This window comes from Winogradskyella litoriviva, assembly GCF_013249065.1.
Classification (GTDB): Bacteria; Bacteroidota; Bacteroidia; order Flavobacteriales; family Flavobacteriaceae; genus Winogradskyella; species Winogradskyella litoriviva.
Window position 1 is genome coordinate 286821 of record NZ_JABRWQ010000002.1, and the last position, 24924, is coordinate 311744.

Below are 24924 nucleotides of genomic sequence, written 5' to 3' on the forward strand. Positions count from 1 at the left end.
ATAACTGAATGTTTAAACTTTTATTTGATAAAACTTTCATCAAATCTTAAGAAATGACAAGTATAACCATTTGGGTTTTTAACTAAATAATCTTGATGGTAGTCTTCAGCTTTCCAAAACGTTGACCAAGGCTCTAACGTTGTTACAACTTTACCTTGCCATTTTCCCGAAGCATTAACAAGGTTAATCATGTCTTCCGCTATAGCTTTTTCTTCATCATTTTGATAGAATATTGCAGATCGATAACTAGAACCTTTGTCATTGCCTTGTTGGTCTATTGTTGTGGGATTATGCATTCTAAAAAAATAATCTAAGATAACTCTAAATGAGGTTTCATTAGGATCATAAGTTAGTTCTATACCTTCCGCATGTCCTGGATGATTTTTATATGTCGGATGGTCATTTTCACCGCCTTGGTAACCTACTTCTGTATCTATAATTCCGGGTTGTGTTCTAAACAAATCTTCCATTCCCCAAAAACAACCACCTGCTATATATGCTTTTTTATAAGTACTCATAATTTTATTCTTTGTGCTAATTTAACTAATCTAAGTCTTTAATTTTATTGTTAAGAGCTACAAGACAACATAGAACAACCTACTTTATGTCTTGCCCATTCTGGTCGTTTTGCAAACCATTTTTTAGATGCTATTTGTTCGTCGTATGGTTTTTTTAACAAATTAAATAATTCATCTATTAATTTATAATCTCCCTTATCTGCATCGTCAATAGCTAGTTGAGCCATATAATTACGAAGTACGTATTTAGGGTTTACTTTATTCATTGCCGTTTTACGTTGATCATCGTTAAGCTCCTCTAATAACAATCGTTCTTTATAAATTTTAAACCATTTGTCCCAACGTTCTTCTATATTACTTTTAATATCATCAGGATGATAAAATGCATCTTCTATAACTTTAAACCATTTTTCAGGTTCATTAATCTTGAAGTTTGCAAGGTTTCTAAAAAAGATTGTCATATCTGTTTCTGAAAGTTGTAAAACATTCTCAAGGTCTTCAATTAATAAGGCGTCGTTTTTATGGTCATTTTTTAATCCTAGTTTAGACTGCATCATTTTTAGATATTCTACTTCTAGATTAGCGTGGTATGATTCTAAAATTTTCTCTAATGGTTCGGCTTCATCTATCAAAGGATAGATTGCATTGGCTAGTTGAAATAAATTCCAAAGTACAATTTGTGGTTGCGTGCCATAACGATATCGTTTATGTGTGCTGTCTGTTGTATTTGGTGTCCAATCTTGATCGTAACCTTCTAACCAACCATAAGGTCCATAATCGATGGTTAATCCTAAAACAGACATATTATCCGTATTCATTACGCCATGTACAAAGCCGACTCGTTGCCAATGGATTACCATTTCTAAACTACGTTGCGCTACCTCTTCCATAAAAGCGATATAAACTTCTTTTGAAGGTACTCCTAAATGTGAATAATGATTATTAATAGTATAATCTACTAAAGATTTTAAGGTTTTATCATCTCCTCTTGCGGTAAAAACCTCATAACTCCCAAAGCGCAAAAAGGATTCTGCTACACGAGCTACAATTGCTCCCTTTTCGTATTTAGGATTACCATTGTACATCACATCTCGCATTACTTGGTCTCCAGATAGCGACAGCGACAAAGCTCTAGTTGTTGGTACGCCTAAATGAAACATGGCCTCACTACATAAATATTCTCTTACAGAAGAGCGTAACACGGCTAATCCATCTGCAGAGCGCGAATATGGTGTTTCACCAGCACCTTTTAATTGCAATGCCCAACGTTTATTATTATGTTCTATTTCGGCCAAATTAATTGCTCTACCATCACCTAATTGCCCTGCCCAATTGCCAAACTGATGTCCTGCATAACACATAGCATAAGGTTTTGTATTTGGCAAGAGTTCTGCTCCAGTAACAATTTTTAAAAATCTATTTGTTTTAATATCTGCTTCAGAAAATCCTAAATTTTTAAGCATGTCTGGAGAGACATGAATTAATGAAGGATTACTAGGTACTTTAGGAGTTACATATGAAAAACAAGCTTTTTTCACCTGTCTTCTGCTATTTTCTATAATTGAATCAGCTGGTAAATCTTTATTAAATCTATCTTTTATGTTGAGTTTTAATGTCATATAATATGTTAACGATTAATCCGCATTTTCCTCCTGTGATTGAAGCACCATAGATTCAGAATTTATACAATAACGCAATCCACTTGGTTCTGGACCGTCTGGAAAAACATGACCTAAATGAGCATCGCAAGTATTGCATTGTACTTCTACTCTAACCATACCGAAAGCCGTATCTTTAATATATTTTATAGCATTTTCTTGTATTGGTTGTGAGAAACTTGGCCATCCTGTGCCAGACTCGAATTTAATTGTTGAGTCAAACAATGGTGTGTTACAACATACACAGTTATATTTTCCTGCTTCATGGGCACTACATAAGTCTCCAGAATGAGGTGCTTCTGTGCCTGCTTTGCGCGTAATTCTATATTGTTCTGGAGTTAAAATAGCACTCCACTCTTGTTCTGTTTTTTCAACTCTACAATCTGGTTTTGGATTTCCATTGACCGAAAAGTTAATAACATCTTTCCATGTTAGCATAGCTCTTTTTTTTTATTTTTTAGACGTAATAATATCTATAAAATTACTACTTACTACAAAAGTATTAAACTAATACTGATTTAATGAAGATAGTTTCTAGGCTAAATTGTTTTTATAAAATAGACTAAAAACAAAAATACCACTAAAGCTATTGCTTTAATGGTATTTTGAAAAGAATGAGCAACTTGCTTAAACGCCTTAAACATAATAACATCATTATAAGACACATGTAGTATTTATTTAAAAGTTGCGGTTAAAATTCTCAGTTAGGGGATAAGAATTTACTTTACCTTTTAATAAACACTTTCATTGAGTGGTTTTACTTAGGGCCTCAATGAATTATGTGTTTGCTATTTTATTCTGAACGTATCCTTAATTAACTATTAAGGCGTTTCTTTTACAAGTCACAACATATTGCTATTAGAAGCGTAATTATTTTTTGCTTCTTGGCAAAACCCCTTTGCGGAGCTTAGATCTTTAAATATTCCAAATGGTATAATTTTATCATATAATTTTTTATACATTCCTATTAATAACTTAATTTCTATAGTGTTAATTAAGTAAGATTCGGAAATTCTTAACTTAACTAATTCTGGACTTTTAGCTAATAATTTTGCTGCAGCAATAGGAAAAGTGCCACATGTATTTCTTAAATCAACAATAAATGGCATGGACTTACCGTCACACAACTTAGTTATTGCCTCTATATACGACTCTACATTTTTTCTTTCTAATTTTATATTTGAATCAGTATTACTAAATTCACAATAAAGAATTTCTGTGTCATCAGTCCAAAATATGGCGTTATTAAATCCTATTATTTTACTCATGAGAATCCGTGTTCACTAACTTCATTAAAAATCATGTAATCCTTTTTACAATATTTAATTGCGGCATTATAGCTTCTATAAATTTTGTTTGGCACAGCTTGTTTAACAATTAAATTATTTAAACTTAGTATTACTTTTAATCCTGTAGAGTTAACTAAAAAGATTCTAGATAATACCAATCTTTTAATGTACGAACTCTTAGATATAATATTAAAAATTTTTAAAGCATATGGACGTTCAACATCTTCTATATTAACCATAAAAGGCATATATTTTCCATTAGATAAAACAGGTATTACATTACTAAAGAGTTCTTCAATATTTACATTTTTGTGCTTTTTGAAGAAAACATTATCAAGATTACAATGTATAATATCTTGGTCTACCCAAAATTTTATCCCATCAAATTCAATTACGTTATTCATCATTATTTTATTTGTAAAACTAAATACCAATTGATGTGCCAAAAAAAAATATAGTTAAAAATAAATATATAAATAACTGATAATCATCTAATTAAAATATTAACTCTGTTTTTGCTACAAAAGAAAAGTCACGGAATACCGTGACTTTTAAGATTCAAATAATAAAATTAACGAAATACCGTTATTTATATTGTGGCTTTACAATTTTTAGTTTATTCATTCTATCGCGTAAGGTACTAGGTTTTATTTTTAGTAAAGATGCTGCACCATTAGCTCCTGTAATTTTCCAATTACATTGTTCTAGTATATTTAGAATATGATTTCGTTGAGCTGCATCTAATGATAAGTCTTTTTTATGAATTGATTTTGCTTTTTGATTTGCGGATTCAAAACCTGGAATTAATAAGGTTTCTTCCGTTGATAAAATAGACGCACGTTCTATTAAATTTTCTAGTTCTCTAATATTACCTGGCCAATCATAGTCTCTTAGTTTATTCATGGCTTCATCTGAGATGTACTTAATATTTTTACCATAGGCTTTATTAAATTTTTCTACAAAATGCTCTACTAGGTAAGGTACATCTTCTTTTCTTTCTTTTAATGATGGAATATCTATAGGAAATACATTAAGCCTAAAATATAAATCTTCTCTAAAATTCTTTTTTTCTACCTCTTCTTTAAGGTTTCTGTTAGTCGCTGCAATGACCCTTACATTTAATTTTTTTACTCCAGAACCACCTACGACTTCAATTTCTCCTTCTTGCAAAAAACGTAATATTTTTGGCTGTAAATCTAATGGTAACTCACCTATTTCATCTAAGAACAGAGTGCCATTGTCTGCTAATTCAAACTTTCCTATTTTATCTGCAAAAGCACCAGTAAATGAGCCTTTTTTATGACCAAACAATTCGCTTTCAAAAAGTTCTCTTGGGATTGCGGAACAATTTACTTTAATTAATGGTTTATTATTTCGATGACTAATATTATGAACCGCTCTTGCTAACAATTCTTTACCAGTACCAGACTCTCCAAGTAGTATTACTGTAGCATCTGTTGGTGCTACTTTTTCTATTTCCGTTAAAACGTTGCCAAATGCTTCGCTGCCATAAACCATCTCTTCATAATTAAATACAAGGTCTATCTCATTTCTAAGGTATACGTTTTCTTGTTCTAACTTATCTTGCAATACATTTAATTCATTATTTGCCTTGGTAAGTTCTTCATTGGCTAAGACAAGTTTGTGTTCTGCCAGTTTTCTTTCTGAACTTTCTATCATTAAAGAAACAATATTGGCAATTGAGCTTGCAAACTCTTGCTCCTCTGCAGTCCATTCTCTTAAATCATCTCCCACATGCTCAAAACAGATAACTCCATAATATCGATTAGTACTTTGTATAAACACATCCATTACAGAGGTTATGTTATTTGGCTTTAGATAAAAGTCATTAAAGAGTTGGGTTACAATATTATTTTGAGCATCTTTTATTAGAATTGTTTGATACATTTTTAAGGCTTCAAAATAATATGGATTAGCCGAATAATTTATGGCTTGCTGAGTATCTAAAAATCCTTTACCTAATTCAAATAGATTTTCTGAATTAATTACACTCATATCATCATTAAAACTCCAAATACCAACTCTACTAACGTTTAATGTTTGTGCTGCTAATTCTGAAATTCTCTGTAAGGAAGATTCAACATCTTTACCTACCAATTTAGCCAACTCTAGAATTACGTTTTTCTTTTGGTTAGACTTTTTCTCTTTATCTATTAATATTTGCTTAGCCTTTTCTTCTTCTGAAATATCTTTAACTGTGGCATATACAGCAATAACCTCTTCATTATTATTTTTAATTTTACCTGTATTAAAAGAAGCCTTTATTAGCTCTCCATTTTTTCTTTTTATATCAAAAAACACCCTTTTCTCTTCTTGTGTAATTGATTTATGAATTTCTATCGCTTTTTCATGGTCTTCTTTTCTCCAAAAAGGATAAGGCTGACTTTGTTCTAAAAGTTCATTTCTAGAATATCCTGTTAGTTTACATAAAGAATTATTAACTAAAATAATTTTAGTATTTAGGTCTGTAATGATTAACCCTTCTTGCATAGACATAATTAGTTTGTCGTTAAATTCTTTAGACAATTTTAATTCTATCTCGGCTTTTCGTCGCTCTGTAATATCTTGTATTGTTCCAAAAAACGCAATAACATTTCCTTGATCATCATTTATTCTAGAGACCCTAATTTGTACGGGAAAACGTTCTCCGTTTTTACGTCTGTATAAATTTTCGTAATTAGGATTATTATTGGTTTCTAGTAATAATTTATAACGCTCATTATTTTTAGAAGCCATTTCTGGTGTAGAAAATGGATATGGACGTTTAGCACCTAATAATTCCTTTTCGGAAAACCCTGTCATTTGGCAAAATGCTGGATTAACACTTATTATTTCAGATTCTAAATTAATGGCATATAAACCCTCTTGCATGGATTCTAAAAGACCTGAAGAAAACTCTTTTTCTTTTTTTATGGCTTTTAATATTTTTTGCCGTTCTGTAATATCTCTTACAATACTAACAACTTTGCCATCTTGTTGTATTTTTGCAGATACTTCTCCTTCTATTATATCACCACTTTTAGAAACTAATTGTCTCAGAAAAATTACGGATTTACCATCTAAAATGTTTTGATAAATGTTTTGATCTCTTATAATATTATCTACTAAAAAGTCTTGTAGTTTTATATTTGAAAACTCTTCTTCTGTGTAGCCAAGTATTAAATAAGCGGCTTTATTAAAATCATAGATATTGCCTTCAAAATCATAAGTAATAATGGCATCACTAGCTTGATTAACTAAAGATTTATAGGATTCATCTTTTTTCTTAATTTCTTCAGTAATTATTCTTTTTTCAATGGCAATTACGGCCAAGCTTACAGCAAAATCTAAATCTCTTATTTGTTCTGTACTTGGCGTGTTTATTTCTTTGCTATATATAGCAAACGTACCTAATAGTGTATTCTCTTTTGAAAGAATAGGTACAGACCAACACGATTTTAAATTATGCTTTAAAGCAATCTCTCTGTCTCTATCCCATAATTTATCTGTACTTATATCTGAAACAATAACAGTTTTCTTAGAAAAAGCTGCTAAACCACAAGACCCTCTATTTTTTTCAATCTTAAAACTTGCAAGAGGTTTACTAAAAGTTTTAGGTAAACTTGGTGCTGCAGATAATTCTAGATGCGTCCCTTCTACATTTAATAAACAAATGGCACCATGGTAACCAGGGTTTTCTGACTCATAGTTTAATATTACTTGTTCAAATATTTTATTTATTGACGTGTTAGAAGCAAATAATTCTAAAACTTCGTTTTTTTCAATTAATGATTTTTCAATCTTTTTTCGTTCTACTATTTCTTTTTCTAGTTCTAAATTTTTTTGCTCTAGTTTTCTTATTAGCCTTTTACTGTAAAATTTTAAAACTTCTTTTTCTGATAAATCTTCATTTTCTGGTTCAATTGGCTTAGTTTCTACTACCTTTTGTTGCAGAATCTCTTGGATAATTGATACTATTTTATCGTAATCTGTTGGTTTTCTTAGAAACTTTGCTGCTCCTAATTTTAGGGCTAATTCTTCGTCTAATTTTTCGGTATATGTAGATGTGTAAAATACGAAAGGAATATCTTTTAATTCATCCTTTTTTTTGCAGGCCTGACAAAACATATAACCGTCCATTACAGGCATTAAAATATCTGAAATAATTAGATCTACGTTGTGATTTGATAATTGATTTAAACCTTCTTGGCCATCATAGGCTTCTAATACCTGAAACCCAGATTTTTCTAATATCACTTTTAGTAAATAGAGATTCTCATAGATATCATCAACTATTAAAATAGTACTCATATCTCTACTATTGATTTAATTTATATATATTTTCCATTTCAGCAATGAATGTTTCTGTATTTATAGGTTTCTCCATATAACCGTCTGCACCTGCTTTAATTGCTTTTTCCCTATCACCTTCCATGGCATAGGATGTTACTGCAATAATTGTAGTTGTTTTTGGTAAATTGGCTTGTCTTAATTTAGCACAAATTTCATAACCGTCCATATCTGGCAACTGAATATCTACTAAGATTATCTCTGGCTGTATATTTATTGCTAATTCTAGCCCATCTTTTCCATTAAATGCTTTCGTAACTTCATAGTCTTCTTTTTTTAGAAGATAAGACAACATATACATATTTTGTTCATTATCTTCTATAATTAAAATAGAGGTTTTCATAATCATTGAATTTTTTTATATCAACTTGTTATGCTCATTATCCCTTGTTTTAATTAATAGCAATTATTTTTAATTTATATTTTTATAATGGTATAGAAAATGTAAAATTACTTCCTTTACCTATTTCGCTTTCTACATGTATAGAACCTCCAAGTTTCTCAATTAAACTTTTACTAATGGTTAATCCCAAACCTGTTCCTTCATGTTTTCTGCTTAATCCTCCTTCTAATTGAACAAATGGTTTAAATAATTTAACCATTTCTTCTTTGTTAATACCAATCCCTTGATCTATAACTTGTGTAACCACAAATTTATCTCTTATATCAACTTTTACTATTAATGTTCCCTTTTCAGAGAATTTAATAGCATTAGAAATTAGATTTATTAATACTTGTTCTATTCGTCTTTCATCACTGTTTACTATTATTTCTGTTTTAGGTATTTCTGTTTTTAATTTTAAATCTTTTTTTGAAATTTGTATCTCAAAAAAATCTATAGTTTTCTTTAAAGATGTTAGATAGTTAAATGAAGACATTGTTACATTTAGTTTTCCTGCTTCTATTTTAGAAATATCTAATATATCGTTTATTAAACCTAATAAATTTTTACCGCTTCTTTTAACCATGGAGAGTTGCTTTTTTTGCTCGTCATTTAATGGTCCGGCTAATTCATTTAAAAGTATACCTGTAAAACCAATTATTGAATTCATTGGTGTTCTTAACTCATGAGACATGGTTGCTAAAAAAGCAGATTTCATAGCGTCTGCAGATTGTGCTTTTTGTTTTTCTTTTTCTAATTCTACCGATTGAGAGTTAATATCTTCTAATAAATTTAATAAAGCTTCCTTACTATCGTTGAGTTCTTCTGTTCTTTGATTTACTAAATTTTCTAAATTTATTTTAAAGTTTAATAGTTCGTTTTCGCTAATAACTCTTTCTGTAATATCTTGTATGGTACCAAAAGATTTAATTAGATTTTTATTTTTGTCAAATAATAACTCGCAATGTTCATTAACATGTTTTATACGATCATTAGGCAATAATAAACGGTAAGTGATATTATAATCTTTTTTATTTTGCAAAGATGCATTAATAGTTTTAACAATTTCTTCTCTATCATCTGGATGAATAATGTTGTAATACGCCTCTCGTGAAACATTAAAAGTTTCAGGGTCTTTTTCTATTATTCTGTACATTTCTTCAGACCAAGTTAGTTTGTTTGATTTAAGTATTACTTCCCAACTACCAATACTTGCAATTCGTTGTGCTCTATTTAAATTTAACTCACTTTTTTTTATTTGATTTTCTGCCTTTTTATGAACTAACTTTAATTCAGTTTCCTGTTTATTTAATTTTTCTGCTACAATTTTACTATATCGCTCGGTCTGCCCAATAAAACGCCAAATTATCCATCCTCCAAAAAGTGATATTAATAACCCTAAAATAGAAAACCAAATAGCTGAATTTAATGGTTGATTGACTGGCATTATATATAATTTCCATTCTCCAAAGGGTATTTCTATTGGCACTGCATATTCTTGTAAGTTGGATAAGTCATTTTCTAGAAAAAAATTTTCTTCACCTGTTTGTCCATTCACTCTAGATAATTGATAATAATATTTGTTATCATTTTCATAATCTATATTTAAATCATCAAAAAAAGTGGAGAGCTTGGTTACAACAGCAGAGAAACCAGAAAACTTATTGTCTCTAAAAATAGGTTGTCTACTTATTATACCAACACCACCTTGTTTTAATTTTACAGGACCAGCTATAAAAAAATCCTTTCTCTTAATTGTTGCATAAGCACCTTCACTAGCTGCTTTATTAGACATTATATTAAAGCCAATGACATCATTACCTTCTAAGGGATATACATGTGTAATTACGCCTTTATCATTTACTAATTCTATAGCATCAAAATATCTATGATGGCTTAAGAAATCTTTAGCGATATCATCAAAATCATCTGGTACACCGTTTCGCTCTATTATGTAAGCCAAGGATTTAGTTGCAGAATAATTGTACATAATTAATGACTGCAACTTATCTTTAATTAAACTTATTTCAGTGTTTAATTCTTTTTTTTCTGTATTAATATTTATTAAATACTTTTGGTAAGCAATGTATTGTGTTATTACCAACAGAACAATAAAAGTAGAAAAACCGGCTACAATAGGTTTTTTAAAATAATGATACAAAGCTGTACTTTTCATTGAACGCTTATTTTATTTATTTGCCAAACTTTACTCATTAAGCTAATCTTCATATTTGTTTTTTAAGTCTTTTATTACCTTTTTTAAGTCTCTCATTTTTAACTCCCTTCCTACAAACATCTTATTCATACGCTCTAATTGAATATTTTTAGATTTAACTTCTTCTGTTCTTATTTCTACTAACTCTTCTAGATTATTTCTGTAATTTTCTAATTCTGTCTCTGTAATTTTGTTTTCTGTATTATCTATAACAGCAAAAAGCGCATGTGTTTCTCCTGCAATTTCTATAGCCTCTACGGAACATAAAAGGCTTATTTTTTTACCACTTACTAATACCCTATCAACGGTTTCATTATTTAAGAAGCCATCTTTCATTAATTTTTTAAATAATCTACTTTTTTGATCGTAATAAAAATCATCTAACCTATCAACATTTGCGTCTTCCATTGTTTTTCCAATTAAATGCGCTCTTGTAGATTCTAACATTTTGGCCATGGTTTCATTTACATCTACTCTAATTTGATCTGAATTAATTATGGAGTAGCCTATTAAACTAGAGTGAAATACTTTAGAAAACTTTTCTTCGCTTTCAGCAATACTTTTTTCAATTTCTATACGTTCGGTAACATCTAGCACTATAGAGAAATAAGATTCTATATTACCTTTAGGACATAGCAATACCGAATTATACCACTCACAATAAATCACTTTGTTTTCTTTGGTATTGTTGCGGTTAATTACTCTGTTATAATTTACTTTACCATTTTTTAAATCATTGTAAAACTTGGAAATTAAAAATTCATCTTCATTATAAACTAAATTGAATTCTCTAAAGTGCTTACCAATCACCTCTTGTTCATCCCAACCAAATATGTTTTCTGCTTGCACAGACCAATTAGTAATGTTAAACTCTTTATCCCATTCTATAACTGCTAATGGCGAATTATTTAAATGAGTTGTAAGTCGTTGATGTGTTTTTCTTATTTCTTCTTCAACTTTTTTACGTTCTGTAATATCCCTTAATACGCCAATTATTAACTTATTGCTGTCATTATCTATGTACCTCGTTTTTTTTATGGAAAATGTACGTGGCTCTTTAAAGTTTAAACTCACAGTTTCCTCGTTTACCACTTCCTCTCCTGTTTCTAAAATGTGTTTTTCTATTTTAAATAAAGTTTCGCGTTCTTTAGCTGGTTTTCGTTCTCCTAAAGTTTTACCTAATATTTCTTCCCTTGGCAGACCAAAAACGTTACACAAGGCATCATTTACTAATATTAACTTACTCTCACTATTTTTTACAAAAACAGGATCTCCAATGTTATTTAATATATCATTTAAGTATTGCTTACTTTTTAGCTCTATTTCTTCTGCTTTCTTAGCTTCAGTTATATCAATAACAGAACTTATAAAACCGCTAAATTCATTATTTGCATTATATATTTTTACAGAATTATTTAATAGCCAAGATATGCTATCATCTTTCTTTAAACATCTGTAAACAATGTTTACATTTTCTTCAGTAGCAACTGCTTGCTTCCATTTATTAATAACGTCTTCTCTATCGTCTGGATGTACAGCCTTTACAAAACCAAATTCCATAGCTTCCTCAAACGTTTGACCTGTGTAATTAAGCCATTCTTTATTTACATAATTGCATAATCCGTATTTATCGGATTGAAGAATTGCTATTGGAGCATTTGATATTAATCTTTTAAAAAGTTTTTCGCTATTAATTAATTTTATTTCTGCTTTTTTCTTCTCTGTAATATCTAACACAGTTCCTTGAAACTTTATAGCATTACCTTGCTCATCTTCTATTACTTCTGTTTGTACAGTAACGTATTTAACCCTTTGGTCTGTGCATAAAACTCTATATTCAAAAGGGTCTGTATTCTTACTTAGAATTCTATCTTGTGTTATTTTATCATGGAAATCTCTATCTTCAGGATGTACTCTACTTAAAACCGTATCATATTTTAGTTTAGCACCTCTATCAACATCGTAAATATCATACATTAAATCTGACCAATACACTTCGTCTTTTTCTATGTCCCAACTCCAATACCCAATATTACCAATTCTAATTGCCGCTTCAATTTTGCCTTGCATTTCTGCAATTTCATTCTCTGCTTTTTTCCGTTCTGTAATATCTCTTATTACACCTATTATATACTTATTACCATTACTATCAATAAAACGTGTCTTTTTAGTTGAAATAGATCGTAACTCTGTATTATTTAAACTAACCGTTTCTTCATTTACATTTTCTATTCCAGTTTCAATAATATGCCTATCATTTGCTAAAAAACGATTTCTTTCTTCCATTGGCACATTTTCTGCCATGGTTTTTCCTAAAATATTTTCTCTAGACATACTAAAAATTGAGCATAGAGCATCATTAACAAGAATCATTCTGCTTTGCTCATCTTTTACAAAAACAGGATCACCAATGTTATTTAAAATATTTTCTAAATATTTTTCGTTTGTCTTTAATTGTTCTTCTGCAAGTTTACGCTCGGTAATATCTACGCACATACCGATATAACCATTCAAATTATTATTAGTATCATAATAACAAACAGCTTTGACGCTCAACCAAGTTACAATGCCTTCCTTGGTTTCAAATCTGCAATCGGTAATAAACTCTTTTTGTTTTTGGATTGATATTTGCCAACTTTTAATTACCCTGTCCTTGTCTTCTTTATGTAATGCTGAAGTCCAACCTAAGCCCATGGCTTGGTCAAAGCTAAGTCCTGAATAATTTATCCATTCCGCATTAACAAAATTACAGACACCAACTTTATCTGTTTTAAAAATCCCTACAGGTGCATGAGTTGATAATCCTCTAAAGAGCAACTCACTATTAATTAAATTTTCTTCTGCTTGTTTGCTTTCGGTAACATCTATAGTCATTCCTATATAACCATTTAGGTTATTTTCGGCATCAAAAGTTGCTACAGTTTTTACGGTTACCCAAACAACGTTATCGTTTTTATGTAAGAATCTAAAATGAGTTTTTAATTCTGTTTCATCGGTCAATAAATAATTTTGCCACTCTTTTACTATTCTATCTAAATCATCTGGATGCAATGCATTAGCCCAACCAGCTCCCATAGCTTCTTCATAAGCTAAACCTGAATGTTGTAACCATTTATCATTTACATAATTGCATGCGCCTTCTGCATCTGTTTGAAAAATACCTACAGGTGCTTTAGATGTTAGACGCTTAAATAATTTCTCACTTTTTTTAAGGTTTTCTTGTGCTAACTTGGTTTCTGAAACATCGAGACATATGCCTATGTAACCATATAACTTATTACTAGAGTTATAATTACCAACCGCCTTTACGGTCATCCATAATATTTTCCCATCTGGATTTAGAAACCTAAAATCAACGTTAAAGTCTTTTCCGGTTGGTACAATTTTCATCCAAGCATTAAGTACTCTTTCTCTATCATCTGGATGTATGGCGTTTGTCCAACCAAATCCCATGGCATCATTATAGGACATGCATGCATATTCTTCCCATTGCTGATTAACAAAATTACAGCTTCCGTCTAATTGCATTCTAAACATGCCTACAGGTGCTGTAGTGGTTAATTGTCTAAATAATAACTCGCTATTTGCTAATTTCTCTTCTGCCGTTTTGCGCTCTGTGACATCTATTACCGTTCCATGAAATTTTATTGGCACACCAGAAGGGGTTTCTACAACTTCCATTTGTACCATAACGTACTTTATAGAACCGTCTTTACTTAATATTCTGTATTCAAATGGCTTATTGCTTTTATCTTTAATTCTTTGTGCACTTATCTCATTGTAAACTTTTTTATCTTCTGGATGCACACAATTTGAAGCCGTATTGTATTCTATAACAGTATCTTTAGGTACATCATAGATTTTATACATAAAATCTGACCAATAAACCTCATCCTTAGATATATCCCAAGACCAGTGACCAATATTACCAATTCTTATAGCGGCTTGCATTTTTTGCTGAATATCTAATATTTCATTTTCAGACGCTTTACGTTCGGTAATATCTGTGGCTACAATACCTAAAGCTATTGGTGAATTTGAATTACTATCTCTTATTAAAAAGCGAGACACTTCAACCGGAATTAATTTATTGGTTTTAAAATTTATAAAGTGAGTTTCTCCCGTCCATTTTTCGTTATTAAAAACTTCAGACATTTGTTGATTCTTCACTTCATGTTTATATTCTGGCGGATAAAACTTATAAATAGTCTCTGGCAAATCTTCATTTTCTGCTAAACCAACTAATGCTCTTCCGTTAGAGTTTAAATAGAATGGCTTACCTTCTAAAGAAGCTAGACCAATAAACTGTTCACTAGAATTAATTAAGGAACCCAACTTATGGTTGTGGCTATCGGCTTGGATTTTTTCTGTAATATCCCTAAAGTATATAGTTATACCATCTTCTGTTGGGTACACCCTATTTTCAAACCATTTATCTAACGGTTCATAATAATCTTCAAAATATATTGTTTCTTGTGTTTCAACAGCTTTATAATAGGCTTTATAAAAGGAGCGACCTATTCCTTCCGGGAACTCCGTCCAAATATGCTTTCCTATTAAACTTTCTGGTGTTCTTCCTAGTAAATCTGCTGCTTTTTTGTTAATGTAAGTATAATACCAATTAGAATCTAACGAAATAAAACCATCAGAAATATTGTTTAACGTAGACTCTATATCAAAAAATATTTTTTGATTATCATTTTCGTTTTTTACATATTGATTAGCGCTTGTTTTATTAAATTTTAAAATAGAAAAGATATCAATGTTCTTATTTGAAATGAATTTAAAGTGTGTTTTTCTTATATCAAAATATTTTAAATAAACATATAAGAGTATTCCGTAACACAATGCTAAAATAGAATTAGCAATTGTTTGAGAAGTAATTAAAGTTGTTAATGCTGAATTATTGAAATTATAGATTACATTGTAAACGACAGAATGAAAAATGGAAACTGCTAATAAACTTAAAATTAAAACAAAAATTAAAGACGTTTTTTTTAATCTATTTATTAATGTCTGATACAGTATAACTAACATTAATAATTCTGCTAACCCCAAAAATGTGTTAATAAAAACTGATTTTAAATGGATATTAAATATTAATTCTGAAGTTAAACTCTCTGGTTGATGCCTATTAATAAACAACACCAATAAAGACAAAATTAGGTTTGTTATAACAATGCCTGTAATAACAGCTTTTGTACTAGTAACACCTTCTTTTATATAGATTAATAATACTGTAAATAAAATACAGACAAATAAAATTGAAGAAATAGGATAAATTATAACATCATCTAAAATCTCTACACTAAATAGTTTTCCAAAATTAGACTGAAAAAAATGAATAGCACCTACAAGCATAAAAAGTGGAGCCAAGCCAATTTTGGTCCTTAAATTATATAGCAACAGAAAACTAAAGGATGCAAATAGGAATCCTAAAAGAATAGAAATACAAATAATCATACAGCGGTTAGTTGTTAATGCAATCTAAGTTAAGGGCTTAAATTTTAGTCTTAATTTACAAAAAATAACTAGGCATAAAATACGTAATTAATACGATTATTTCATAAAATGTGGAAAACAAATAATAAGTTACATTTTAGATTTTAATCAATTCTTATAAAAAACTACAATAAAAAAACGTTGTGCAAAAATATGGATTTTTTAACACTAACTACCTTTAGTTTAAAACATTAATAAATTAATTCTTTTTAGTTGTAGCTTCAGTAAGTTCTAATCTTATTTGTTTTATGGTCTTAGTACTATTATCATGACTCCAACCAGGAGGACCAAATACATACATTAATTTGTCTTTCCATTTTTTAGACTTTTTAATGTCATTCCAAATATTCTTATACTCGTGTGTAAGAATAATAAATATATTGTAAGAATTTGGAGGTGTAGAAACGCCGTATTTGATAGCTACAGCCTCATCTAATTCTTTCCAAGTACCAAAAACTCTATCAAAAATATTGAGAATACCACCATGATTTTTATCCATATACTCAATGTTCTGAGCGTGATGAACCTGATGCATAGTATGCGTATTTAGAAATTTCTCAAAAAAACCTAACTTTTTCACATACTGTGTATGCAATTGAAACTGCCATAAAGATTCAATACCTAAACATACCACAAGCATTTCTGGCGGAAAACCAATTACAACAATCCAAACATAAAAAAAGGGCTTATAAAACAATGTAAACCAACCGTTTCTAACCGCTGTACCTAAATTAAAATTATCTGAAGAATGATGTACAATATGCGCTGCCCAAAATAGCCTTACCATATGGTTTTGTCTATGAAACCAGTAATAAGAAAAGTCATCTAAAAGCATGCAAATACCCCAAATATACCAGGCATAACTAAAAGACTTCCACCCCATAATATTGGTACGCACACCATCTACTAAAGGATTAAAAAGGTCGTATGCAAAATTAAAAATAAGCATCACAGACACCGTTTTTAAAAGTGCACCTAAAATTGCAGAACCAACACCAAGCGATAAGCTAGAAATTAAATCTTTCCATTTATATAACCTTTTATTATCAAATGCTTTGCTGTAAGACAGTTCAAGTGCTATAAAACCTAAAAAGCAAGGTACTCCGTAAACTAAGGGGTTTGTAATATCCATTTATTTCTCTTTCTAATTTGAGTTGATGTTATATTTATAAAAAACGATATCTCAACTCCCACATTACAAAGAGAAATGAATACGAATTTAAAGATCCTATTTAAGTTAATTTCTTAATCCGAATCTTATTTGATGCAAGAATACTAAATTTACTTCCCAATACAATATGTAATTTACCTTATATTTATTGGGGTTAGAGCATTTGGGCAACAAATAGGATACAAAAAACACCTAAAAAGGGTAAATTAAGGGCAATCATTAATAAATTCAATTACGAATATAGCATAAAAAAACCACTCATAAAGAGTGGTTTCATACATAAAAACATCAACCGTTAATTAGCTGTTCCAGAGCCTAAATAAACGCTGTTTGACACGGTATTACCTTCAGCAGTAATAAATGCCATAAAAAGCTCGACTGTATCACCTGCATAGGTACTTGGAATTGTAATGATTTGTGATCCTACAGTTCTATCAGCACCATCAAGAATATACATTGATTCTTTTTTACTTGGATTGTAAACTAAAATCATTGCTTTATCAGTTGCATTTGCATTACCTTCAGCAGAGTTATCATCCCAAGTAAATTCTACTTGTCCCGCAGTTGCTAAATCTGTTGCAGGGTTCAAAGCTCCAGATAGATTACCTCTACTTAATAAAGCTAAAGAATAATCTACAGTAAAGTTTGGCGCAGCTCCTGTAATCGCATTATTCAATACATAAGACATTGCTGCATTAAACTCTGTTTTTTGAACCGCATAAGATTTATACCCTTTCTTGATAAAACCTAAATTCGGTTGAAGATACTCCAAAGTAACAGTAAACTTATTTCTTTGGTTAACTTGTCCTTCAGTTCGTGGATTTGCCACATTTGAAGGCTTAATTCTCAAATAGTCAATACCTTTCCAAGAAGCACCAACTACGTTTCCTACTTTACCTGATACACCGCCCAGGATTCCTTGTGAAATAACACCCATTGTATATAAAATTTAAAATTAATACTTGTTCGAAGTTGGTACGGACTTGGTACGGTCTTTAACCAACACAAGTAATATATGGCAAATACTATGCTAATAGATTGATTTGGTTTTTGTTGCCCTTTGTTGCCCGATTTTGCTTTTTAGAAAATAGATTTTGTATGTATGACACTTTTAAATCTGCCATTTTTGAAATTACTTTTTGAAGTTCAGCTTCTTTTTTACAAATAGTTGAAACTATATTAATATGCTTTTGTAACTGAAATTCATCACTTAACAACGAGGTGTAACTGTTTTTTAAGGTGTTTCGGCAATCATCTATTGAGATAAACGGAATAACACTCCCTTTTAAATAATAAGCATAAAAACCGCCTATTTGTAACATCATAGATAAATGGTAAAGGGTTTGTTTTTCTTCTTCGGTTGATGTAGATACCACAAAACAATTAGGACAAGGATTTATTAAAGGCTTTCCGCTGTTTTGCCCTTTGTTTAGGATAAAAAAATGAGGGTTTGAGTAAGTTCTTCCGATTTGGTGTGTTTTTAGTTCAAAAGTTGACATAGCTATCCAATTTAAAATTGCTTCGCTACGCTTCGCACCATTAATTTTTTAAAAGAAAAAGAATAAAAAAAGAAAGCCTAATGCTCTTGTGGCGTGGATAAGGCTGTCAAGGTTTTTGGATAAAAGTTTTTTGAGGTTAAATGTTTAATCATTTTGAAAAATGCTTTTGAAAAAAGTTTTATTCAAAACCCGTAGGGCTTGACCTTTATAGCCTTGCGCGTTGGCTGTGGTAGCCACATATATTTGCTACCTTTTTTTATTTATTGACTGTTCTTCTAAAACATCTAAAATATCTTGTTTTTTGTATAAGATTCTGTTGCCCATACGAATTGGATTTAAAATGCCGTGTTTATTCCAAGAATGTATTGTTACTAAACTTATTCTTAAATAATCGGCTACTTCTTGTCTTGTTAGTAATTCATCATTTTTTGATTTTGATAGTTCTTTAAGGTAATCTTCAATTTTAAACAATAATTTATCTGCTACCTTATCCGCTAATTCATCAACTTTGACTTCTGTAATTTGGATTGTTTTTGTAATCATATTGAAATGTATTTAATTAATTGAACAACACTTTTTGGGGCATAAACTCTTAAAAAAATAGGTTATTTCCAATTTGAGCTTGGGATGAAGCGTTTGTATGTGTAGCGTTTTAAATAGTTGTTTGATAAAACAGCATTTAAACAAGCTACTTATACAGGACTTTTAGACAATAGCTTTTTGTTTTTTTGACCTCTCGACTGGCGCTCGAGACAGGGCGAGCGAGAAAAAGCAATATGCTATGTCGTATTACTGCATTTTATTAACCTATTTTTTTATAACCGCTGACTTGGGTGGTGGGGAAAAGTGGACTTTTATATTTGTTAACGAAATGAAACAAACAAAGACTTGAGGTAAGGAATACTTGGATATTTCGTCAAGCTCAATACAGGCTTAGCGATGGTTTTGTGCAGCTTGAATGAGATAACGAATATAATACTTAACTAATTCAACCTTTTAAATTTACGACTGTTTAATGCTTTTCCAAAATAACATTATATGTTCGAATTTGTGCGGATGGTGTGTGGATATTTTACATAATGACAGTTATAGGCACGAAAATATAATAAAACGCCGTAGGCAACCATTGAAAGGATTTTTGCTCCTATAACTACGCATTATGTAACTTAGCTTTGGGTTGGTTTTGTGGCGGAATAGTTGTTTTGAGCGTTGGCAATAGCTCTTTGCTTTTTTATTGTACTAATTTATTAAAATAGATACTTTTAAATAAAACAAGCAATGTGCTATTATAGCGTTGGCTACAACTATTGTGACATAAAACCAACTATGTGTGGCGCGCGGAACAACACAAAAAACAGAGGATTTTGAGGCACGAAAAAACTGGGTTTTGGGTTGTGGGGAATAAAAAAGAGCCTTTCTAAAAAGACTCTTAAATTATTGGCTTAATGGTCGTGATTTGAATGGTCTTCCGATTTCATTTCACCTGACTGATTCATCATCATTTCGTGGTCGTATTGACAACAACCTGGTAAGTTTTTATAGGCTTCTTCACTACCTGCAACTTTTTCGGTGTCGTAACCTGAAGCTGCTATTGCTTTATGAATTGCCATTGCATCTGTTTTGGTATCATCAAAAGAGACATCAATCTTCTTTTTATCGACATCCCAATTGGCACTTGCAACACCTTCAACACTATTGGCTGCTTTTTCAATGGTACTTTTACACATACCACAATTTCCTCTTACTCCAAAGGATAAATCTGTCATTGCGATTTCTTTTGACACTTCTGTTGCTGTAGTATCTTCAACTTTTTTAGTTTCGTTTTTACAACTTGTTAAACCTAATGCTGCTATTGCAACTACACTTAAAATTACTTTTTTACTCACGTCGATTACATTATCGTTTTTGTGTTCGTGATTTTTCTTTAAAAAATTCATTGTTTAAAATTTAATTGTTATTATTTGATTTATTATTATTCGATTACTTGTTTTACTTCTCCACAGGTTAGCATGGCTTCACCAAAATATGGATTGATTACTTTTTCTTCTTTACTCAACCAATATGCACCATTGTTGTTATCTGCCATTGGACAAAACTCTACATACACTTTTTCCTTAACTCCAAACAGTTGAACAGCATTTATTAAGTGTGATGATAGATGCTTGAAATGGTCTCTTTGTTCTTTTATATCTGACGTTTTAGAAATAGATGTTGCAGAAGATTGTATTTCTTTTACTAATGACATCCAATGTGTATGAGCATTATTGTCTGATAATAATTTCATATCCACTTTACTTAAATTGTTTAATAAACTTGTTGCATTAACTGAAGTATTTTTTGAATCTTCTTTAACTAAAGCATCTTTTAAATTGATATAGTCATTGTAAACAACTTTTAGTTGTTCTTGAAATTTCTTTGATACTGTCAATCTTTCGTTCATATTAGTATGGCCACTTTCTTTTTTTGATGCATTATTATCCATTCCTAAATGGCCTTCGTGACCAGTCATTACTTTGCCACCATCTTTATTCATCATTGATTTTTTACCTTGTAATTGAGCTGCTGCATCAACCGTAAATGTCCCGTTAGTCACGATTTCATTTCCAATAAATAAACCTTCTAAAACTTCATATTCATTACCAATTTGATTACCTAAAACAACTTCACGCATTTCAAAAATGGTTTGGTCTGGACTGGTTTTTAAATAGACCACAGAACGTTCTCCTGTCCAAAGTACAGCAGATGCTGGAATTGTTAATACCGTATCATTACTACTTGCAACTCGTTCAATATTTGCGGTTACAAACATTCCTGGTTTAAATACATCGTTTTTGTTATTAAGCACCACACGTAAGGTTACTGTTCTTGTTTTAGTATTTAAAATTGGTTCAATGAAATCTACTTTCCCTTTAAATTCCTTATTAGTATAAGCGTTTGTAGTCACTAAAACTTCTTGTCCTTTTTTAAATAAATCGATTTGATTTTCATATACATCAAAGTTTGCCCAAACCGTATTGAGATTTGCAATTTTAAGCAATGGTTGACCTTGTTTGATGTAGTCACCTTGTTCTACTAATTTTTCGGTAACTGTTCCTGAAACGGTTGCATAAACTGGAAAGTTTTCTTTTACTTTTTGGGTTTCTTCTATTTGATTTATTTGATTTTCAGACAGCTTCCATAACTTCAATTTATTACGAACTGCCTTATATAATTCAGGTTGCGATTCCTTTAAAGATGCTGTTGTAATCAATTCTTGTTGTGCTGCATACAATTCTGGCGAATAAATGGTTGCTAATAATTGACCTTTACGAACTTCTTCGCCTGTAAAACTCACATTCAAACGTTCTATTCTACCCGAAAAATAACTGACTTGTACTGCGTTTGCTTCTTCATTTTCAGCAATTTTACCAGATAATTTAAGGGTGTTGCCATCAACATTACCTTTGCCTACAACAGTTGTTTGAATATTGGCTAAAGCCATCGCATTTTCGGTTAACTTGAATTGGTCTGCTAACAGACCATCACTTCCACTTTCGGCAGGAATTAAGTCCATCCCACAAATAGGACAATCACCTGGTTCTGGTTGCATAATTTGTGGATGCATTGAACAGGTCCACATTTGATTGGTTTCTGCAAGCTCGTCGTGATTATGGTCTGTTTTTTCATTTGATGAACCACCAAAAAGCAACCATCCTAACAACAACCCAACTACCAATATTCCGAAGTAAATTATATATTTTTTCATAGTGCTATATTTTAATATTTCTTAATCTTAATGCGTTTACTATTACCGAAACAGAACTAAAACTCATTGCTAATGCTGCTATCATTGGCGACAATAAAATGCCAAAAAATGGGAATAATACGCCTGCTGCAATAGGTACTCCTAATGTGTTATAAATAAGTGCAAAAAATAGATTTTGCTTTATGTTCTTCATTACGGAATGACTTAAATTTTTAGCCTTTACTATGCCGTGTAAATCGCCTTTTACTAACGTTATCATAGCACTTTCAATAGCTACAGAGGTACCTGTTCCCATTGCAATACCCACATCACTTTTTGCCAATGCTGGTGCATCATTAATTCCATCACCTGCCATAGCAACTACTTTGCCTTTTTCTTGCAGTTTCTCTACTTCTTTGAGTTTATCTTCTGGTAGCATACTGGCTTTGAAATCTGCCAAATTAAGTTCTGAAGCTACTGCTTGTGCTGTATCGTGATTATCGCCTGTAAGCATTATAACATCAATGCCTTTATCTTGAAGTACTTTAATAGCCTTGGCACTTGTTTCTTTTATTTTATCCCCTATAACTACATACCCGACAACGGTTTCATCTATTGACAAATAAGAAACTGTTTTGCCTTGTTTTTGATACGTTTTAGCTTCATCTTTCATTTTAGAGGTAATGTCTGCTTTGGCATATTCCATCATTTTAGGATTACCTAATGCTACATTTTTTTCATCAATTTTAGCTTCAACACCTTTTCCTGTAACAGCACTAAAGTTTTTAGATTTTACTATTTCAGCGTTATGTTCATTTCCATATTTAACAGTCGCTTCTGCCAAAGGATGTTCGCTATTGGTATTTAATGACACGATGTACTGTAACACTTCTTCTTCGCTCAAAGCTTCATTAAAAGTACCAACGGTTTCAACTGTTGGTTTTCCTTCTGTAATAGTTCCTGTTTTATCAACTATAAGTGTATTTACCTTATCCATTTTTTCGAGAGCTTCGGCATTTTTAATTAATACACCATTTTGAGCACCTTTACCCACACCAACCATTACAGACATAGGTGTAGCTAAACCTAAAGCACAAGGACACGCAATGATTAAAACTGCAATTGCATTCACAAACGCATATACATAAACAGGTTCTGGTCCCCAAATTGCCCAAACCATAAATGTGATAATAGAAATAAGAACTACAACTGGCACAAAATAACCTGATACCTTATCTGCTAAATTCTGAATAGGTGCGCGACTTCTACTGGCATCATTAACCATATGAATGATTTGTGAGAGTAAGGTATCACTTCCTACTTTTTCCGCTTTCATCAAGAATGATTGATTCCCATTAATGGTTCCGCTACTTACTTTATCATCTTGAGATTTGTTTACAGGAATAGGTTCTCCCGTAATCATAGATTCATCAATAGTTGTTTCTCCTTCAGTTACTACACCATCCACAGGAATTTTATCACCTGGTTTTACTTTTAGAATATCATTTAATTCTATTTCATCTATACTGACTTCAATTTCTTCACCATCTACAATTTTAATGGCTTTATTAGGTGCTAATTTTAGTAATTCTTTTACTGCGGAATTGGTTTTACTGTGTGCTCGCGCTTCTAACAACTGTCCTAAAAGCACCAAGGTTAGAATAACCGTTGCTGCTTCAAAATAGACGTGTACTGCACCTGATTCAGTTTTAAACTGTGCTGGAAACACATCTGGAAATAACATCCCAAACACACTAAATAACCAAGCCACACCTGCACCGATTCCAATAAGTGTGAACATATTGAGATTCCACGTTTTTATACTTCTATAAGCACGTTCAAAGAACATCCAAGTCGCATAAAATACAACTGGAATAGATAATGCAAACTGAATCCAATTCCAATATTTCTGTTCCATTATATCGTACAATGGATTGTTATTGAGCATTTCGCTCATAGCCATTAAGAATATTGGTAATGTGAATGCAGTTGCTATCCAAAACTTCTTCAATAATTTTTTATAGGTCTTTTCTTCTGCTGAAACATCTGGTTGCATTGGTACTAAATCCATACCGCAAATAGGGCACGAACCTGCTTCATCTTTTACGATTTCTGGATGCATTGGACACGTCCATTGTTCTGTTGAAGCTGATGATAGATTTTGTTCTTCAACCAAATCCATTCCGCAAACAGGACAATCGCCTGATTTATCGTAGGTTTTATCACCTTCGCAATGCATTGGGCAATAAAATGTACCTGTGCCTTTGCCTTTTGATGTTTTTTCTGTTTTATCTTCTAAATGGTGATGATGTTCACCTTGTTTATGAATACTGTATCTCCCACCATCATTTTTTAAGGCTTCTTGAAATGTTTCTATAGGAATATGCAATTCCATTTCGATTGTAGCTTCTGCCTTTTCTAAATTGACTGTTGCTTTTGAAACACCTTCCACTTTAGAAAGTGTTTCTTCTACGTGAGTACGACAACCATTGCAGGTCATTCCGTGTATATGATATGTGTGTTTCATCTGTTGTTATTTATTTTTTCTTAATGGACAGATGTAATTCGCTTATAAAAATCTGGAATAGATTTATAATAATACATCTGCTCATTTCA

Annotated in this window: 16 protein-coding genes; all 16 read right to left on the reverse strand. The window is 31.1% G+C overall.

Annotated elements, in window-relative coordinates; genetic code table 11:
• Positions 1–20: 20 nt before the first annotated feature.
• The 16 genes from msrA to HNV10_RS05355 all read right to left on the reverse strand — a co-directional run bounded on the left by msrA (position 21) and on the right by HNV10_RS05355 (position 24835).
• Positions 21–518 carry a peptide-methionine (S)-S-oxide reductase MsrA gene (gene msrA, locus HNV10_RS05270; RefSeq protein ID WP_173300304.1) on the reverse strand — a complete coding sequence of 166 codons (498 nt, stop codon included), beginning with the start codon at positions 516–518 and terminating at the stop codon, positions 21–23.
• Between the two features lie 50 nt (positions 519–568).
• Positions 569–2137, reverse strand: a complete 1569-nt coding sequence (locus tag HNV10_RS05275) for a protein adenylyltransferase SelO (RefSeq protein ID WP_173300305.1) — start codon at positions 2135–2137, stop codon at positions 569–571.
• Positions 2138–2152: 15 nt separating this feature from the next.
• Positions 2153–2614: a peptide-methionine (R)-S-oxide reductase MsrB gene (msrB, locus tag HNV10_RS05280; RefSeq protein ID WP_173300306.1), complete on the reverse strand. Its 462-nt coding sequence runs from the start codon at positions 2612–2614 to the stop codon at positions 2153–2155.
• Positions 2615–3018: 404 nt separating this feature from the next.
• Positions 3019–3444 carry a DUF7793 family protein gene (locus tag HNV10_RS05285; protein WP_173300307.1) on the reverse strand — a complete coding sequence of 142 codons (426 nt, stop codon included), beginning with the start codon at positions 3442–3444 and terminating at the stop codon, positions 3019–3021.
• On the reverse strand, positions 3441–3872 hold the full coding sequence (locus HNV10_RS05290) for a hypothetical protein (protein WP_173300308.1): 432 nt from the start codon (positions 3870–3872) through the stop codon (positions 3441–3443). The genes HNV10_RS05285 and HNV10_RS05290 overlap by 4 nt, the downstream gene beginning before the upstream one ends.
• A 178-nt stretch (positions 3873–4050) precedes the next feature.
• Positions 4051–7776: a sigma 54-interacting transcriptional regulator gene (locus HNV10_RS17210; RefSeq protein WP_241695461.1), complete on the reverse strand. Its 3726-nt coding sequence runs from the start codon at positions 7774–7776 to the stop codon at positions 4051–4053.
• A 7-nt stretch (positions 7777–7783) separates the two neighbouring features.
• Positions 7784–8158: a response regulator gene (locus HNV10_RS05310; protein WP_173300309.1), complete on the reverse strand. Its 375-nt coding sequence runs from the start codon at positions 8156–8158 to the stop codon at positions 7784–7786.
• A gap of 82 nt (positions 8159–8240) precedes the next feature.
• The gene (locus HNV10_RS05315) at positions 8241–10373 is read right to left on the reverse strand and encodes a sensor histidine kinase (RefSeq protein WP_173300310.1); all 2133 of its coding nucleotides are present in this window, start codon (positions 10371–10373) and stop codon (positions 8241–8243) included.
• A 42-nt stretch (positions 10374–10415) separates the two neighbouring features.
• Complete coding sequence (locus HNV10_RS05320) at positions 10416–15875, reverse strand: PAS domain S-box protein (protein ID WP_394353347.1); 5460 nt, start codon at positions 15873–15875, stop codon at positions 10416–10418.
• A 238-nt stretch (positions 15876–16113) separates the two neighbouring features.
• Positions 16114–17046, reverse strand: coding sequence for a sterol desaturase family protein (locus HNV10_RS05325; RefSeq protein WP_173300312.1), 933 nt, complete (start codon positions 17044–17046; stop codon positions 16114–16116).
• 334 nt (positions 17047–17380) lie between these two features.
• Positions 17381–18022: a DUF6266 family protein gene (locus tag HNV10_RS05330; RefSeq protein WP_092468868.1), complete on the reverse strand. Its 642-nt coding sequence runs from the start codon at positions 18020–18022 to the stop codon at positions 17381–17383.
• A gap of 88 nt (positions 18023–18110) precedes the next feature.
• Positions 18111–18584: a DUF6943 family protein gene (locus HNV10_RS05335; RefSeq protein ID WP_092468866.1), complete on the reverse strand. Its 474-nt coding sequence runs from the start codon at positions 18582–18584 to the stop codon at positions 18111–18113.
• Between the two features lie 246 nt (positions 18585–18830).
• A complete protein-coding gene (locus HNV10_RS05340) occupies positions 18831–19127 on the reverse strand; it encodes a helix-turn-helix domain-containing protein (RefSeq protein WP_092468864.1) in 297 nt (98 codons plus the stop codon).
• An 899-nt stretch (positions 19128–20026) separates the two neighbouring features.
• Positions 20027–20521 carry a heavy-metal-associated domain-containing protein gene (locus HNV10_RS05345; RefSeq protein WP_092468862.1) on the reverse strand — a complete coding sequence of 165 codons (495 nt, stop codon included), beginning with the start codon at positions 20519–20521 and terminating at the stop codon, positions 20027–20029.
• A gap of 35 nt (positions 20522–20556) precedes the next feature.
• A complete protein-coding gene (locus HNV10_RS05350) occupies positions 20557–22329 on the reverse strand; it encodes an efflux RND transporter periplasmic adaptor subunit (RefSeq protein ID WP_092468860.1) in 1773 nt (590 codons plus the stop codon).
• Positions 22330–22333: 4 nt separating this feature from the next.
• Positions 22334–24835, reverse strand: a complete 2502-nt coding sequence (locus HNV10_RS05355) for a heavy metal translocating P-type ATPase (RefSeq protein WP_173300313.1) — start codon at positions 24833–24835, stop codon at positions 22334–22336.
• Between the last annotated feature and the right edge of the window lie 89 nt (positions 24836–24924).

Coding starts and splice junctions, on each gene's coding strand:
- msrA (WP_173300304.1), bottom strand. CDS start 518: ATGAGTACTTATAAAAAAGCATATATAGCAGGTGGTTGTTTTTGGGGA.
- HNV10_RS05275 (WP_173300305.1), bottom strand. CDS start 2,137: ATGACATTAAAACTCAACATAAAAGATAGATTTAATAAAGATTTACCA.
- msrB (WP_173300306.1), bottom strand. CDS start 2,614: ATGCTAACATGGAAAGATGTTATTAACTTTTCGGTCAATGGAAATCCA.
- HNV10_RS05285 (WP_173300307.1), bottom strand. CDS start 3,444: ATGAGTAAAATAATAGGATTTAATAACGCCATATTTTGGACTGATGAC.
- HNV10_RS05290 (WP_173300308.1), bottom strand. CDS start 3,872: ATGATGAATAACGTAATTGAATTTGATGGGATAAAATTTTGGGTAGAC.
- HNV10_RS17210 (WP_241695461.1), bottom strand. CDS start 7,776: ATGAGTACTATTTTAATAGTTGATGATATCTATGAGAATCTCTATTTA.
- HNV10_RS05310 (WP_173300309.1), bottom strand. CDS start 8,158: ATGAAAACCTCTATTTTAATTATAGAAGATAATGAACAAAATATGTAT.
- HNV10_RS05315 (WP_173300310.1), bottom strand. CDS start 10,373: ATGAAAAGTACAGCTTTGTATCATTATTTTAAAAAACCTATTGTAGCC.
- HNV10_RS05320 (WP_394353347.1), bottom strand. CDS start 15,875: ATGATTATTTGTATTTCTATTCTTTTAGGATTCCTATTTGCATCCTTT.
- HNV10_RS05325 (WP_173300312.1), bottom strand. CDS start 17,046: ATGGATATTACAAACCCCTTAGTTTACGGAGTACCTTGCTTTTTAGGT.
- HNV10_RS05330 (WP_092468868.1), bottom strand. CDS start 18,022: ATGGGTGTTATTTCACAAGGAATCCTGGGCGGTGTATCAGGTAAAGTA.
- HNV10_RS05335 (WP_092468866.1), bottom strand. CDS start 18,584: ATGTCAACTTTTGAACTAAAAACACACCAAATCGGAAGAACTTACTCA.
- HNV10_RS05340 (WP_092468864.1), bottom strand. CDS start 19,127: ATGATTACAAAAACAATCCAAATTACAGAAGTCAAAGTTGATGAATTA.
- HNV10_RS05345 (WP_092468862.1), bottom strand. CDS start 20,521: ATGAATTTTTTAAAGAAAAATCACGAACACAAAAACGATAATGTAATC.
- HNV10_RS05350 (WP_092468860.1), bottom strand. CDS start 22,329: ATGAAAAAATATATAATTTACTTCGGAATATTGGTAGTTGGGTTGTTG.
- HNV10_RS05355 (WP_173300313.1), bottom strand. CDS start 24,835: ATGAAACACACATATCATATACACGGAATGACCTGCAATGGTTGTCGT.